Annotated in this window: 15 protein-coding genes and 1 pseudogene; all 16 read left to right on the top strand. The window is 51.0% G+C overall.

Annotated elements, in window-relative coordinates; translation table 11 throughout:
* Nucleotides 1–8 precede the first annotated feature (8 nt).
* The 16 genes and pseudogenes from DXC51_RS19540 (at nucleotide 9) to DXC51_RS19460 (ending at nucleotide 16155) form a co-directional block, all read left to right on the top strand.
* Nucleotides 9–1316 (top strand): transglutaminase domain-containing protein, encoded by a 1308-nt coding sequence (locus DXC51_RS19540; RefSeq protein WP_021635764.1) that lies wholly within the window; start codon nucleotides 9–11, stop codon nucleotides 1314–1316.
* A 177-nt stretch (nucleotides 1317–1493) separates the two neighbouring features.
* Nucleotides 1494–1892: an Asp23/Gls24 family envelope stress response protein gene (locus DXC51_RS19535; RefSeq protein ID WP_021635765.1), complete on the top strand. Its 399-nt coding sequence runs from the start codon at nucleotides 1494–1496 to the stop codon at nucleotides 1890–1892.
* Between the two features lie 245 nt (nucleotides 1893–2137).
* Nucleotides 2138–2536, top strand: coding sequence for a transcription antitermination factor NusB (gene nusB / locus DXC51_RS19530; RefSeq protein ID WP_021635767.1), 399 nt, complete (start codon nucleotides 2138–2140; stop codon nucleotides 2534–2536).
* A 10-nt stretch (nucleotides 2537–2546) separates the two neighbouring features.
* The gene (xseA, locus tag DXC51_RS19525) at nucleotides 2547–3773 is read left to right on the top strand and encodes an exodeoxyribonuclease VII large subunit (RefSeq protein WP_035321651.1); all 1227 of its coding nucleotides are present in this window, start codon (nucleotides 2547–2549) and stop codon (nucleotides 3771–3773) included.
* The gene (gene xseB / locus DXC51_RS19520) at nucleotides 3770–4006 is read left to right on the top strand and encodes an exodeoxyribonuclease VII small subunit (RefSeq protein WP_021635769.1); all 237 of its coding nucleotides are present in this window, start codon (nucleotides 3770–3772) and stop codon (nucleotides 4004–4006) included. The genes xseA and xseB overlap by 4 nt, the downstream gene beginning before the upstream one ends.
* Nucleotides 3996–4940, top strand: a complete 945-nt coding sequence (locus DXC51_RS19515; RefSeq protein ID WP_021635770.1) for a polyprenyl synthetase family protein — start codon at nucleotides 3996–3998, stop codon at nucleotides 4938–4940. The genes xseB and DXC51_RS19515 overlap by 11 nt, the downstream gene beginning before the upstream one ends.
* Before the next feature lie 16 nt (nucleotides 4941–4956).
* Entirely contained in the window at nucleotides 4957–6819 is a 1863-nt protein-coding gene (gene dxs, locus DXC51_RS19510) for a 1-deoxy-D-xylulose-5-phosphate synthase (protein WP_021635771.1), read from the top strand.
* Nucleotides 6819–7721, top strand: a complete 903-nt coding sequence (locus DXC51_RS19505; protein WP_021635772.1) for a TlyA family RNA methyltransferase — start codon at nucleotides 6819–6821, stop codon at nucleotides 7719–7721. Before dxs ends, DXC51_RS19505 begins: the two co-directional genes overlap by 1 nt.
* A gap of 6 nt (nucleotides 7722–7727) precedes the next feature.
* Nucleotides 7728–8600: an NAD(+)/NADH kinase gene (locus DXC51_RS19500; protein ID WP_021635773.1), complete on the top strand. Its 873-nt coding sequence runs from the start codon at nucleotides 7728–7730 to the stop codon at nucleotides 8598–8600.
* Nucleotides 8601–8604: 4 nt separating this feature from the next.
* Nucleotides 8605–9057: an arginine repressor gene (argR, locus tag DXC51_RS19495; RefSeq protein WP_021635774.1), complete on the top strand. Its 453-nt coding sequence runs from the start codon at nucleotides 8605–8607 to the stop codon at nucleotides 9055–9057.
* Between the two features lie 79 nt (nucleotides 9058–9136).
* Nucleotides 9137–10822 (top strand): DNA repair protein RecN, encoded by a 1686-nt coding sequence (gene recN / locus DXC51_RS19490; RefSeq protein WP_035321653.1) that lies wholly within the window; start codon nucleotides 9137–9139, stop codon nucleotides 10820–10822.
* A 235-nt stretch (nucleotides 10823–11057) separates the two neighbouring features.
* Nucleotides 11058–12362, top strand: coding sequence for a SpoIVB peptidase (gene spoIVB, locus DXC51_RS19480; RefSeq protein WP_243003234.1), 1305 nt, complete (start codon nucleotides 11058–11060; stop codon nucleotides 12360–12362).
* A 581-nt stretch (nucleotides 12363–12943) separates the two neighbouring features.
* Nucleotides 12944–13306, top strand: a pseudogene (gene spo0A / locus DXC51_RS19475) (sporulation transcription factor Spo0A); the annotation flags it as partial.
* Between the two features lie 82 nt (nucleotides 13307–13388).
* Nucleotides 13389–14834, top strand: coding sequence for a glycogen synthase GlgA (gene glgA / locus DXC51_RS19470; protein ID WP_021636689.1), 1446 nt, complete (start codon nucleotides 13389–13391; stop codon nucleotides 14832–14834).
* Nucleotides 14835–14975: 141 nt separating this feature from the next.
* A complete protein-coding gene (locus tag DXC51_RS19465) occupies nucleotides 14976–15887 on the top strand; it encodes a DUF3298 and DUF4163 domain-containing protein (RefSeq protein ID WP_055725899.1) in 912 nt (303 codons plus the stop codon).
* Nucleotides 15888–15969: 82 nt separating this feature from the next.
* The gene (locus DXC51_RS19460) at nucleotides 15970–16155 is read left to right on the top strand and encodes a hypothetical protein (RefSeq protein WP_025491128.1); all 186 of its coding nucleotides are present in this window, start codon (nucleotides 15970–15972) and stop codon (nucleotides 16153–16155) included.
* Nucleotides 16156–16170: the final 15 nt, after the last annotated feature.

The following is a 16170-nucleotide window of genomic DNA, read 5'->3' as shown; positions in this document are numbered from 1 at the left end:
CATGCAGTATGAAGAAATTTTCCAAAACCGTAGTAGTCATTCTGGTTCTTCTGATTCTTCTGACAGCCTATTGGGCATGGGAGGGCCGGCTTCCGGACCTTGCGTCCCTCAGAAAAGCGCAGCAGGAAACACAGATAGCCGGACAGGACGGGGAAACCCTCTCCCTTCAGGAATCCCGGCCGGACGGCGCATCCGGCGGACAAAACGCCGGAACAATGCAGGAAACCGCAGAACCTGAGCCCCAGGGAACGCAGGAAAACGGAACCGACCGGACTGCCGAGGGGGTGCGGCCTGCGCAGCCCGCTGAAACCGGCTATGCCTACAGCCTTCTGGACGAAGAAGAAAAATCCCTCTATCTCCAGATGCTGCAGTCCATCACAGGCTTCTCTCAGGAAACGGAGCTTACCACATTAAAGCCTGAACTGCTGGAGCCGGTTTTCAACAGTGTTTTAGCGGATCATCCCGAAATTTTTTACGTGGATGGGTATACTTATACCAAACACACCCTGGGAGAGGAAATCCATAAGATCACATTTACCGCCCGCTACACCCTGACGCAGGCGGAAGCCGAACAAAGAAAAAAAGGAATAGAAGCCTACATAGAAACCGCGCTTTCCGGCATACATAGCGGAATGGATGACTATCAGAAAATCAAGTACATCTACGATTACATGATAGAACATACGGATTACAGACTGGATTCCCCGGAAAACCAGACCGTCTGCTCCGTTTTCCTCTATGGAGAATCCGTCTGCCAGGGCTATGCAAAGGCATTCCAGCTCCTCTGCAGCCGCGTGGATATTCCGGCAGTGCTGGTTACCGGCGAAGTGAAGAACGGGGAAGCCCATGCCTGGGACCTGGTCCAATCCGACGGTGAATGGTATTATGCGGATCCCACATGGGGAGATGCCTTCTACCTCATGGGAGATGACGACCCCGCCTGGCAGGGCAAAAAACGCCCCAGCGTCAACTACGACTACCTCCTCGTCACCACACAGCAGCTCCTGCGCACCCATACCATAGACAACTTTTTCCCGCTGCCCGACTGCACTGCCATGAAGGACAACTATTACGTGCGGGAGAACGCCTACTTTGACACTGTGGACGAAGATAAACTCGCCCGGCTCTTCGCCCGGGGCTATGAAGAACAAAAGGGAATGGTAACCCTGAAATGCGCTGACGCCGATATCTACCGGCAAATGAAACAGAAGCTCCTGGATGACCAGGAAATTTTTACCTACCTGAAAAACGGCGGTTCATCCGCCGCCTACGTAGACACCCCGGAACAATACACTCTCAGCTTCTGGCTGGAATAACCGTAAGAAAGTGATCCAGGAGCGCCAAAATCCATTTCCAAAGACGATTTGGGACAGATTTTGACAGTAACTGTGAGGGAACCGGACAGTTACAAGCAAGCTACCCGCATAAAAAGACTTTGCAAAGATACAGGATTTTGTTATAATCAGTGTTATAGGAATAAAGGAGGCAGCCTTATGGAAAAAGATACAAGGAAAGACAGCAATAGAAATACATTTGTTCTGCAGGGAGATGACAGCATTGGCTCCGTGCAGATAGCGGACGAGGTTGTGGCCATGATCACATCCCTTGCGGCGACGGAAGTGGAAGGTGTGTCCGCCATGGCAGGCAATATTACCAATGAACTGATAGGAAAGGTCGGCGTGAAGAACCTGACCAAAGGCGTTAAAGTACAGGTGACGGGTAATACGGTGAAGGCGGATCTGGCGCTGTCTCTGGAATACGGCTACAACATTCCGGAAACCTGCTCAAAGGTACAGGAAAAGGTAAAGAATGCCATTGAGAATATGACAGGGCTTACAGTGACCGATGTAAATATCCGCATTGTCAATGTGAATATGGAGCCGGGCAACTGATACCGGAGGACGTGGCGGCCTGGATGTCCTAACTGCTGCGGATATTCGATAAATGCTTCCCGCAATCGCATGCCGGGCTCCGGCAGAAGAAAAGAGAGGGAATAACGGCAGGTGCCTTTCGGAATCCGAAAGGCACTTCCGGCATAAGTGCAGGGCGGCAGGAAGGCCTGCATATATATGCGGACGTACGGACAGGTATGGCCGCGCACTAGAGAAAGCCGGATAACGGCGGAATTGAGGAAACAATGGGCAGAAGAGAACAGAGGGAACAGATATTCAAGCTGCTGTTCCGTGTGGAATTCAATCAGAAGGAAGAGATGCCGGAGCAGTGCGCGCTTTTCTTTGAAGATGAGGAGAACGGCATCCCCGAGAAGGATATCGCCTATATCCAGGGGAAATTTGATAAAATCCAGGAAAAGCTTCCTGAAATTGATGAAATGATAAATACGACGGCCAGGGGCTGGACGACCTCCAGAATGGGGAAGGTGGATCTTACCATCATCCGCCTGGCTGTTTATGAGATTAAATTTGACGAAGAGGTGCCGGACAGCGTGGCAATTAACGAAGCCGTGGAGCTGGCCAAGAAATTTGGGCAGGATGAATCCTCCGGATTTGTAAACGGCGTGCTTGCCCGGTTTGTATAGAGGAAACCAAGTGAGAAATGTATATACTGTAGCGCAGGTGAATTCTTATATCAAGAACATGTTTTCACAGGATTTCATGCTGCAGAATATTTATGTCAAGGGAGAAGTGAGCAACTGCAAGTATCATTCTTCCGGGCATATTTATTTTACAATCAAGGATGCCAGGGGCACGATTGCCTGCGTCATGTTTGCGGGAAACCGCAGCGGCCTTAAATTCCGCATGGAAGAAGGCCAGCAGGTGGTAGTGGGCGGAAGCGTCGAGGTTTATGAACGGGATGGAAAATACCAGCTCTATGCCAGGGAGATTATCCTGGACGGAGCCGGTTATTTATATGAGAAATTTGAGCGGCTGAAAAAAGAACTGGCCCAGCGGGGGCTTTTTGCCCCGGAGTATAAACAGCCTGTGCCCAAATACATCAGGACCCTGGGGGTGGTAACAGCGCCTACCGGGGCAGCTGTGCAGGATATTATCAATATCACACGCCGGAGGAATCCGTATGTACGGATTATCCTCTACCCCGCAATCGTACAGGGAGAACAGGCGGCGGCCAGCATCATCCAGGGGATCCATGCGCTGGAGCAGCTGGGTGTGGATGTGATGATTGTGGGACGCGGCGGCGGATCCATTGAAGACCTGTGGGCCTTTAATGAAGAAGCCGTGGCCCAGGCCGTGTTTGACTGCAGCGTTCCCATTATTTCCGCAGTGGGACATGAGACGGATACGACAATTATTGATTTTGTATCGGATTTACGCGCGCCCACGCCTTCGGCGGCAGCGGAGTTGGCCGTATATGATGTCCGCCAGCTGGAAGCGGTGCTGGATTCCTGCAAAGGGGACTTAACCCGCAGGATGTTAACCCGCCTGGACAGGGAACGGTCCAGGGTGAAACAGGCGCAGACGAAGCTGCAGTACTTAAGCCCGGCCAGCCAGATCAGGGAAAAACGGACTCTTGCCATGCGCATGGAGGAACAGCTCTCGGCGCTGATGCAGCGTCATATCAGGGAAAAACGCTACCTGCTCGGCCTATATACGGAAAAGCTGAAGGGCCTTTCCCCTCTGGACAAGCTGAATCAGGGCTTTTCCTATGTGTCGGATGAGAAAGGGAAAACAGTATCCGATGTGGATCATGTCCGGGTAGGCGACCGTCTGACCGTTCATGTGAAAAACGGCCGGATAGAGGCCCAGGTGGTAGACAAGGAAAAATGGAAGCAGGAGAAAGGAGTATTGGAAGCATGAAACCGGAAGAGTTGAAGGATGAAAAACAGGAAGCCGGCCCTTCTTTGGAAGAGGCTTTTATCCTCCTTGACGATATTACCCGAACCCTTGAGGATGAGGAAATAACGCTGGAGGATTCCTTCCAGGCGTATAAAAAAGGAATGGATTTGCTGAAAATATGCAATGATAAGATAGATAAGGTGGAAAAGAAGGTAATGATGCTGAACGAGGAGGGCGGACTGGATGAATTTTGAAGCCGAGCTGCAGGAAAGAGTGTCGGGGATTGAAGCGATACTCAGACAATACCTTCCGGCAGAGGAAGGGTACCAGAAAACAGTGCTGGAAGCCATGAACTACAGTGTGCTTGCCGGCGGAAAGCGTCTGCGCCCCATGCTGATGCAGGAAGTCTTCCGGCTGTTTGGCGGAAAAGGCCGCCTGGTAGAGCCTTTTATGGCTGCAATTGAAATGATTCATACCTATTCCCTGGTGCATGACGATCTGCCCTGCATGGATAATGATGAATACCGGAGAGGCAGGAAGACCACCCATGCGGTTTATGGGGAAGGCATGGCTGTCCTGGCCGGAGACGCCCTTTTAAATTATGCCTTTGAAACCGCCTGTAAAGCCTTTAACATGCCGGAGGCCGGTCAGAGCATCGACGGACTTAACCGGTGCGCCAAAGCCATGTCCATTCTCGCGGGGAAGGCCGGAATTTACGGCATGATCGGCGGACAGACAGCGGATACGGAAGCGGAAGAGCTGCCGGAGGAGCAGGTGACACAGGAGCTTCTCCTTTTTATCCATGAAAATAAAACTGCGGCCCTGATCCAAAGCTCCATGATGATCGGCGCTGTCCTGGCCGGTGCTGCGGACGGGCAGCTTGAGGCGCTGGAACGGATAGGCTCCAATATCGGCCTTGCCTTCCAGATACAGGATGATATTCTGGATCTGACGAGCAGCCTGGAGGTTTTGGGCAAGCAGACCGGAAGCGATCTGAAAAACCATAAGGTAACCTATGTATCCCTGAACGGAATGGAGAAATCCGCAGAACAGGTGCGCAGGCTTTCCGAGGAAGCCATTGCCGGCCTGGCCTGCGTTGCAGCACAGGAAGGAATGCCGCAGGCAGATACACGGCGTAATGATTTCCTGGAAAAGCTGGTGGAAGATCTCATTACCAGAAAAAAATAGAAGGGGGCATCCTATTATGCTTCTCGATCAGATACAAAAAGAAAATGACATCAAAAATATAAACCCAAGGGACTATCAGGCGCTGGCGGCGGAAATCCGGGAGTTTCTCGTCAATAAAATAAGTGTGACGGGAGGCCATCTGGGATCCAACCTGGGCGCGGTGGAGCTTACCATGGCCCTTCACCTGGCCCTGAACCTTCCTGAGGATAAAATCATCTGGGATGTGGGACATCAGTCCTACACCCACAAGCTGCTCACCGGAAGGCGGGAGGGCTTTGAAACCCTGCGCAAGTACGGCGGCATGAGCGGCTTCCCCAAGCGGAAGGAAAGCGACTGTGACAGCTTTGATACGGGGCACAGCTCCACCTCCATCTCTGCGGGCCTGGGACTTGTCAAGGCCAGGGATCTCCAGGGGGAAAACCACACCATTGTTTCGGTAATCGGCGACGGCTCCCTCACGGGGGGCATGGCTTATGAAGCACTGAACAACGCGGCCCGGCTGGAAACGAATTTTATCATTATTTTAAATGACAACAACATGTCCATATCCGAAAATGTGGGCGGCGTATCCAAATATCTGAACAATATCCGTACCTCAAACGCCTATCTGGATGTGAAGGACGGCATCTACGACGCCATCCGCAACACCAAATACGGCGAACCGGTGGTTGCCGGCATCCGCCGCGCCAAGAACAGCTTAAAGCAGCTTGTAATCCCCGGCATGTTTTTTGAGGATATGGGCATTACCTATCTGGGGCCGGTGGACGGCCATGACACCAATTCCCTGATCCGCGTAATCAATGAGGCAAAACGCAGAAAAAATGCTGTCATGATCCATGTACTCACCAAAAAGGGCAAGGGCTATGCGCCGGCGGAGAACCATCCCGCCCGTTTTCATGGAGCGGAGCCCTTTGACGTTGCCACAGGCGTGCCGCTGAAGAAGAAAATGAAGGCCAATTATACGGATATTTTTTCCACAGTCATGATTAAGCAGGGCCAGCGGAATGAAAAAATAGTGGCGATTACGGCGGCCATGCCGGACGGAACCGGGCTGAAACGCTTCAGCCATGCCTATCCGGACCGCTTTTTTGATGTGGGGATTGCAGAACAGCATGCGGTGACCTTTGCCGCGGGGCTTGCTGCGGGAGGCCTGCGTCCGGTGGTGGCGGTTTATTCCTCTTTCCTGCAAAGGGCTTATGATCAGATTCTCCACGACGTCTGCATCCAGAATCTGCCGGTGGTATTTGCCATAGACAGAGCGGGGCTGGTGGGCAGCGACGGGGAAACCCATCAGGGTATTTTCGACCTGTCCTATCTGTCCTCCATTCCCAATATGCATATCATGGCGCCCAAGAATAAATGGGAGCTATCCGATATGCTGAAGTTTGCGGTGGCCTTCCAGGGGCCGATTGCGCTGCGTTATCCCAGAGGAGAGGCCTATGACGGCCTGTCCGGTTTCCGGGCTCCCATTGAATACGGCCGCAGCGAAATGATATATGAAGAAAAGGATATCGCCCTCCTGGCGGTGGGGAGCATGGTAAAAACAGGGGAAGAGGTCTATGGCAGCCTGAAAAGGCAGGGCCGGTTCTGTACCCTTGTTAACGCCAGGTTCGTAAAGCCCATTGATGAAGAAATGATCCGTAAGCTGTCCCATACCCACAGCCTGTTGGTTACTATGGAGGAAAATGTGGAAAGCGGCGGCTTCGGCGAGCGTGTCCGCACCTTTGTTGACGAGTGCGGCCTTAAGGTGCGCGTCCTCTCCATTGCCATTCCCGATGAGTATGTGGAGCACGGCAATGTGGAGCTTTTGAAGCAGGAAATAGGAATAGACAGTGAATCCATATTAAAAAGGATTCATGAAGAGTTAGGGGAGAACTGATGAAGGAACGATTGGATGTGCTTCTGGTAAAACAGGGGCTGGCGCCCTCCCGGGAAAAGGCGAAGGCCATCATCATGTCCGGCAATGTGTTTGTTGCCGGACAGCGGGAGGATAAGGCCGGCTCTGTTTTTGATGAGGCGGCAGTGATAACGGTAAAAGAAAATCCATTGAAATATGTGAGCAGAGGCGGTCTGAAGCTGGAGAAAGCCATGCAGTGCTTTCCCATCACCCTGGCCGGCAGCGTATGCATGGATATCGGCGCTTCCACCGGCGGCTTTACCGACTGCATGCTGCAAAGCGGGGCTGCTAAGGTATACTCCGTGGACGTGGGCCACGGACAGCTCGCCTGGAAGCTGAGGAATGATGAACGCGTGGTATGCATGGAAAAGACCAATTTCCGTTATATGGTGCCCTCGGATATTCAGGATGCACTGGATTTTGCCTCGGTGGACGTTTCCTTTATTTCCCTGACCAAAATACTGATTCCCGCCAGAAACCTGCTTAAAGAGAGCGGGCGCATGGTATGTCTTATCAAGCCCCAGTTTGAGGCGGGCAGGGATAAGGTGGGAAAAAAGGGAGTGGTACGGGAACCTGAGATACACCGGGAGGTCATTGCCAAGGTCATTGATTTTGCAGACCTTACCGGCTTCAGTGTACAGGGACTGACCTATTCTCCGGTGAAAGGGCCGGAAGGAAATATCGAGTATCTGGTTTTCCTGGAAAAAAAGACGGCGCTGCCGGAAGAAATCATCTCGCTTACGGAGCATGAAGCGGAACGCATGCTGGCCGGGGTGCAGGCGGAAGGCGCAGATCTGTGTGCAAAGCAGGAATGGAAGGAAAACATACGCAATATCGTGGAGCAGGCGCATGAGGCTCTGGAAAAGGATGGAAAACAGGGGTAACAGGAAATGGGTATAGGGTGCGGCAAACATTATATTATCATGACAAACAGACCGAAAGACCCGGGACTGAAGGTCACCTACTACATCCGTAAATATCTGGAGGAAAGAGGTGCCGCCTGCATAATTTGTGCGGATAACGAAACGGAGGAGCAGATCCGTCTGAAGGAAGGCGGGGATACATACCGTTCCGACTGCATGATCGTTCTGGGCGGGGACGGCACCATGCTCAAGGCGGCGCGGGAGACGGCGGCCAGCGGAATCCCCCTTCTGGGCGTAAACCTGGGCACTGTGGGATACCTTGCCGAGGTGGAGCCTTTAGCGCTTGATCTGGCGCTGGAAAAGCTTCTACGGGAGGAATATACCATTGAAGAACGCATGATGCTGTCGGGGCGGGTGCTCCGTGAGGACGGCAGCGGGGAAACGGCCCAGGTGCATGCGCTCAACGATGTGACCATCACAAGAAGAGGCCCGCTGCAGATCATACAGTTCCGTATCTGGGTAAACGGCCAGGTGCTAAACAGCTACGGTGCGGATGGCATTGTCATTGCAACTCCCACCGGCTCCACCGGCTACAATATGTCGGCCGGCGGCCCCATCGTGGAACCGGGAGCAAGTCTGATCCTCCTTACACCCATCTGTCCTCATACGTTGAATACCAGAAGCATAATTCTGCGGGCGGAGGACGAGGTTGTGGTGGAAATCGGTGAAAGGCAGTCCGGGCAGGAGCAGGAGGTAGAGGTGAACTTTGACGGCAGCCGCTGCCTGATCCTCAAATCCGGGGACCGGCTTAAGGTAACCCGCAGCGATAAGACCACCTCCATTATGAAATTGAGCGAACTGAGTTTCCTGGAGCGTTTACATAGAAAGATGAGTGAGTAGGCCGATGAAACAAAGCAGACATGAGAAAATTGTGGAATTAATAGAAAACAGTGAAATAGAGACCCAGGAAGAACTGGCGGACAGACTGCGGGAAGCCGGCTTTACGGTTACCCAGGCCACCGTTTCCAGGGATATCAGGCAGCTGCATTTATCCAAGGTCCCGGCGGGAAACGGCAGGCAGAAATACGTGGTGCTGCGTCAGGACGACAGCCATCTCTGGGATAAATATGTAAGAGTGCTCAGGGACGGCTTCGTTTCTATGGATATGGCTCAGAATATTCTCGTAATTAAGACGGTTTCCGGTATGGCCATGGCGGTGGCTGCGGCTGTGGACGCCATGAAATTCAGGGAAATCGTGGGAAGCATTGCAGGAGACGATACGATCATGATGGCGGTGCGCAGTGTGGAGGACACCAGAATCGTGATGGATAAAATCAGGGAAATCCTGGAAAAGTAAATGCGGCCGCAAGACAATGCCGGGCAGGAATGGGGAACCCGCCGGGAAGCGTTCGGAAGGAGCAATAGGAGAAGTAAAGATGTTAGTAAGCCTACATGTTAAAAATCTGGCATTGATTCAGGAGACCGAGGTGTATTTCGGGCCCCGTCTGAACATCCTGACAGGTGAAACCGGCGCAGGAAAATCCATCATTATAGGTTCTGTGGGGCTCGCGCTGGGAGGCCGGGGCGATCGCGATCTGATCAGGACAGGAGCCGATTATGCCCTGATCGAGCTGGTTTTCCATCTGGAAAAGGAAGGACAGCTGGAACGGGTGAAGAAGCTGGACATCCCGGTGGAAGAGGACGGCCTGGTCATTCTGCAGCGCCGTATCATGCCCCAGCGCAGTATCAGCAAGGTAAACGGCGAAACGGTGAATGCCAAGCTTTTGAAGGAGCTTTCCGGCGTCCTCATCGATATCCACGGACAGCATGATTCCCAGCAGCTGCTGCAGTCAAAAAAACATTTGGAAATTCTGGATGATTTTGCCGGGGAAGAAATTACCGGTATAAAAAAAGAAATAAAAGAGAAATATCATATTTACAGAAAACTTCAGGAACAGCTGAAGGAAACCAATCTGGATGAAAGGGAAAAGGAACGGGAGCTTTCCCTGGCCCGCTTTGAACTGGAAGAAATCGAAAGCGCTTCTTTAAAGGAAGGCGAGGATGAGGAGCTGGAAAACAGCTACCGGAAAATGAGTAACAGCCGCAAAATTGCGGAGGTGCTGAATAACGTACATTCCCTCACCGGCTATGAGTCGGACTGCGGCGCAGGCGGCGCTGCCGGACGCGCCCTTCGGGAACTGAACAGTGTAAGCGCCTTCGATACCTCCCTGGAGGAAATGGCAGGCATGCTGACGGATATCGACGGCCTGCTCAATGATTTCAACAGGATTGTATCCGATTACCTGTCCGATTTGGAGTTTGACCAGAACTTATTTTTACAGATTGAGGAACGGCTGAACATAATCAACCGGCTGAAGGATAAATATGGATCCACAATAGAAGAAATCTTTCAATACCAACAGCAGAAGCAGGAAGAGATGGAACGGCTCCTGGATGCCGATGCTTACCGGGAAAAACTGGAAAAGGAATTAAAGCTGGCCCGTGCCGGCCTGGAAAAGCTGTGCGCAAGGGCCACGAAAATCAGGAAAGACGCGGGCAAGAAGCTGTCTGCCCTGCTGATAGACGCCCTTTTGGACCTGAATTTCAACCAGGTGGATTTCAGCGTGGCTCTGGAGAAAAAGGAGGGCATTGGCCCCGACGGCTGGGACGATGCAGCCTTTATGATCTCCACCAATCCCGGCGAACCCCGCAGACCGCTTGCCAGCGTAGCCAGCGGCGGTGAGCTGTCGCGTATTATGCTGGCGTTAAAAACGGTTACGGCAGGCCAGGAAGATAAGGACACTTTTATTTTCGATGAAATAGACACCGGAATCAGCGGCAAAACCGCATGGAAGGTATCACAGAAGCTGGCGCTTCTTGGCAAAACCCGCCAGGTTATCTGCATTACCCACCTTCCACAGATTGCCGCCATGGCCGACAACCATTTTGTAATTGAAAAAAAATCCATGGAAGAAAGTACCGTTACCGCCATTGCCGAAATCCGCGGGGACGCTATTTTAGACGAGCTTGCCCGTATGCTTGGCTCAGATACCATTACGGAAAGCTCGCTCGCCAATGCCAGGGAATTGAAAGAAATGGCAGCAAATACAAAACAATACTAAATTATCTTGAACCATTTGTCACATACTAGAAAGGACGTACATGTAACGTGTATGTCCTTTTCTTTGTTTTACAGATGAAAAAAACTGTGACGCAAAGACACTGTACCTGCTTTAAGCGAAGTCTGATACCTGGCGGCAGGCTGCCTGGTATCTGCACCGGCCCTTCTGATGATGAAAAGATCCATCAGGCCGGCTGGCTTACTGCGGGAATATACGGCAGGAAGGATGTGGAAAATTGGAAAGAAGAGAAAAATACCGACTGTTTTTATATGTGCTGCTGATCGGCTCAATCACAGCTTTATTTATATGCTGGATGATTCTCATATGGGAAAAAATACCCGGCGCTATTCATATCCGGGCGGGTATCCGGCAGGATCTTGACCTTAATGTTCCGGTATCCGGAAAACTTTACAAAGCTCCGGCTGAAACAGAGGATGGAGCCATCCCCGTTACAGGCATGAATGCTGCGGTCGATGCCAGGGAGACGAAAACCCTCTCCGTGGACCTGGCGGAGCCTCTCACCCTCTATGCGGAGGACATTGAGACCTATACCATGGATCTGAAGCTGTTCGGCCTCATTCCTTTTAAAACGGTAAACGTTCAAGTAATCAACGACAAGACACTGATACCTGCGGGAATCCCCATCGGAATTTATGTAAAAACCGAAGGAATCCTGGTGATTGCCACAGGGGATTTTACCGGAGACGACGGACAGGCGAAGGAACCGGTGGGCCACCTTTTAAAGGAAGGAGACTATATCCTCAAGGTAAACGGACGGGAGGTAGAAGGGAAAGCCGCCTTTATGCGGCAGATAGAAGAAAGCAATGGAGAGGAGCTGGTATTAACCATCCTCAGGGAAGACCAGGAATTTGACTTAAAGGTCAGGCCCGAACGCAACCAGGACGGAGAGTACAAGCTGGGCATTTGGATACGGGACAACGCCCAGGGCGTGGGGACGCTCACCTACCTGGATGAAAACAACTCTTTTGGGGCGCTGGGCCATGGAATCAACGATATGGACACAGCCACGCTTATGAATCTGAAAAACGGAAGCCTGTACACCACCGAGATTGTATCCATAACCAAAGGAGAGAACGGCACCCCGGGAGAGCTTACCGGAGTCATAGACTACAAGGAAAGCAACAAAATGGGAACAATCGAGGCCAACACCGTGGAAGGCATATTCGGGGAACTAAACGAATCCGCCGCCTCCCACATCACCACACAGGCCATGCCCATCGGCCTGAAACAGGAAGTAGACCTGGGCCCCGCCCAGATCCTCTGCAGCGTAGGAGGCGCCCCCCAGCTCTACGACGTAAAAATTACATCAGTCCACCTGGACCATGATAATATAAACAGAGGAATCGAACTGCAAATCACCGACAAAACCCTCCTGGAAACCACCGGAGGAATCGTCCAGGGGATGAGCGGAAGCCCAATCATACAAGACGGAAAACTAATAGGCGCCGTAACCCACGTCCTCGTCCAGGACCCCACAAGAGGATTTGGGATATTTATTGAAAACATGCTCCTCCAATGAGCCGTGCAAAATACAAGTGGAGAGGGCCTTATTGAGCTAGCTCAATAAGGCCCTCTCCACTTGTATTTTATGGGGCGAAGCCCCACAGCCTTGGAATTGCCCGCAATTCCAAGGCTGCCACGGCGGCCCCCCGCTTATTATCCCTTCTCCCTCCCTCCCCCACTATCTGCCCCCTAATTATCCCCTAAATTTTAACATTTCCCCCCATTTTCCTCCATCTCCCCCACCCATCCATCGCCCATTTTCCCCCATTTTCGCCTTCTTTCGCCCTCCCTCCGCGCGATTTACCCCGAATCCCCACGAAACCCCGCCTTTTCTGCGATGAAAGAAGGTTGCCATAAATTGTCATTCTTATATAATAAATGCAGGAAGAGACAGAAAGAAAAAGATTTCTGTTGGAATGGAGGACATATATGGAACAGTTACGCATGAATACAGGGAAAGACAACGAAAGAGTGGTACAGATTCTCACGGATCTTATGAAAACCAATAAAGAATTCCAGATTATGATAACCGTACCGGCATCCGGCGCTTCATCAGCATCCGACTTTATGCCCAGGGAAGAAGAGACGGCAGACCAACCGGCCGTAACCCATAACCTGGAAAAAGACGTAACGGACATGATACATGAAATCGGCGTACCTGCCCATATCAAAGGCTATCAATACCTGCGTGAAGCTATAATGATGTCGGTGGAGGACATCGAAATGCTCAATTCCATTACCAAAATCCTCTACCCCACAATCGCCAAGAAATACCAGACAACACCCAGCCGCGTGGAACGCGCCATCAGACATGCCATTGAGGTTGCATGGAGCAGAGGAAAAATGGAAACTCTGGACTCTCTGTTCGGCTACACAATCAACACAGGTAAGGGAAAACCCACCAATTCCGAGTTTATTGCCCTCATTGCAGACAAAATAAGGCTTCAATATAAAAATTAATCTTTTATTAAATGCCGTAATGATGTATAATATTTGTAAACCTATCTAGGGAAGGTATTAAGAAATTACGGGAGGATTCGGAATGAAGAAAATTTTATTTGTGGCTTCGGAAGGCGTACCGTTCATTAAGACGGGCGGCCTGGCAGACGTAGTAGGTTCCCTGCCCAAATGTATCGATAAAGAGTATTATGACGTACGCGTGATCTTGCCCAAATATGTATGCATGTCCCAGGAAATGAAGGACAGACTGAATTACAGAACGCATTTCTATATGGATTTCCACTGGCAGAATCAGTATGTGGGCATTCTGGAAGCGGAAATGGACGGCGTGAAATATTACTTTATAGATAATGAATATTATTTTAACGGCTTTAAGCCCTACGGTGACAACGCCCTGTTTGAAATCGAGAAATTTGCATTCTTTTCCAAGGCTGCGCTTTCCATACTGCCTGTCATCGACTTCCGCCCGGATTTAATCCATTGCCACGACTGGCAGACCGGACTGATTCCCGTATATCTGCATGAACGCTTCCAGGGAAGCGATTTCTACCGTGGAATCAAGACGGCCATGACCATCCATAACCTGAAATTCCAGGGAAAATGGAGCATTAAGGAGGTGCAGGACATAACTGGCTTACCCATGTCCTTTTTCACCCCTGATAAGCTGGAGGCCTACAAGGATGCCAACCTTCTCAAAGGTGGCCTTGTCTATGCGGACGCGATAACCACCGTAAGCGATACCTATGCGGAAGAAATCAAGACTCCCTTTTACGGAGAAGGGCTGGATGGCCTGATGCGTGCGCGCAGCGGCGATCTCAGAGGTATTGTCAACGGCATTGACTACGACGAATACAATCCGGAAACAGATAAATTCATCACCCATCACTTTAATGCGGTGAATTTCAGAAAAGAAAAAATTAAAAATAAACGGGCGCTCCAGGCAGACTTCGGACTGGATCAGGATGACAAGGCCATGCTGATCGGCGTAGTATCCAGACTGACCGACCAGAAGGGCTTTGACCTGGTAGCCTATGTCATGGATGAGCTGTGCCAGGATAACGTTCAGCTTATGGTGCTTGGTACCGGGGAAGAACAGTATGAGAACATGTTCCGCCATTTCGCATGGAAATACCCGGGCAAAGTATCCGCCCAGATCTACTATTCGGAAGCTGTATCCCACAGAGTTTACGCTTCCTGCGATGCCTTCCTTATGCCTTCCCTGTTTGAGCCCTGCGGACTCAGCCAGCTGATTGCCCTGCGCTACGGCACCGTGCCCATTGTCAGGGAAACCGGCGGCCTGAAGGATACCGTACAGGCATATAACGAATTTGAAAGCACAGGAACCGGCTTCAGTTTCATGAACTACAATGCCCATGAAATGCTGGGGACCGTCCGGTATGCGGAACGCATTTATTACGACAAAAAGAGAGAATGGAATAAGATCATTGACCGCGGAATGGCAATCGATTATTCCTGGCAGGTATCCGCCAAGAAATACCAGGAGATGTATGACTGGCTCATCGGCTGATGAAAGCTGCATAGATAAGAACACAGGGGGGAAACCATCTGACACAGGAGTAAAAATCCTGTGCCGGATGGTTTTTGTACGTTTAAAATTCCCCTCACAGGGAAGGCTAAAGATAAAATAATTCAAAGAGAGGAAGAAATTATGAAAAAATTTGCATGTTTTGCTTTGACTGCGGCGCTGCTCCTTGCAGGCTGCAGCGGCACAGACGGGGATAATGCAGCGCAGAGCCAGACCGAGACCGGAAGCGCCGCTCAGGAAAGCACAGCCCAGGAGAGCACTGGCCAGACAGAGCAGGAGGGCACACAGACGGAAGGTACACAGACAGAAAGCACAGAAGCAGCTTCCGCAAATGGAGCCAGCATTAAGGCCGGAGATTACTCTTACCATGTGGAGTCCCTGGAAAAAGAATGGACGACAGACAATGGAACGCTTGCGTGCACAGTCAAGCTGGCCTACCCTGTGTTTGAAGGCGATACCGAAGGAGAAAAGAATATCAACGCATTTTTTAAAGAATGGGCTGATGATAAACTGGACTATTATGAAAACGATAAGGATTCCATCGTAAACATTGCCCTCCAGTACCAGACAGAGCTGGAAACCGAACAGAATTCAACGCAGGAAGACTCCACGCTTCCGCCTGTCCCGCCCAGTGAAGAAGATTTTTCAGTGGGAGGCGTAACGGTCCGCGGCAGTGTGATTTCTGTTTTCATGGAATCCTACAGCTATGAAGGCGGCGCACATGGTATGCCTGGCCGGGCTAACTACCTCTTTGACAAGACAACGGGTAAGGAAACCACGCTGGCTTCCCTCATCAGCATTTCCGAAGAGGAACTGAACCAAAAGGTACGCGGCTTGTTCCAGGAGCAGGTAAAGGGCAATACGGAAGGCTTCTTTGAGGATGCGGAAGAAACACTGAATAACAAAAAGGATTTTATTGACAACTATTATTTCAGTGAAGACGGCGTTGTTTTTTATGCCACACCCTATGAAATCGCCCCCTATGCGGCTGGCTATACTGAGATCACGGTTCCTTTTGAAGAGCTGGGACTGTAAAAAAAGAAAAAGTTCCCTGCATATTCAACCCCTGTTCGGCGCACAATAAAAAGGCAGAAGCAAATTGAATGGAGGTATGGATATGGCAAATTTATCAGAACTCGATCTTCAGAACCTGCGCCATCTGATTGGCGGTTATGACACTACTCACTGCAAGATGAAGGAATACGCATCCTGTGCGGAGGACCCCAAGGTAAAACAGTTCTTTGAACAGGGCGCAAAGTCCGCTATGGAAAACAAACAGCAGCTGATGAAATTTTTGCAGTAAGGAGGAAAACTGACC

This window comes from Eisenbergiella massiliensis (assembly GCF_003435485.1).
The sequence above is the reverse complement of the archived record's forward strand: the minus strand, read 5'-3'. Positions and strand labels throughout refer to the sequence as shown.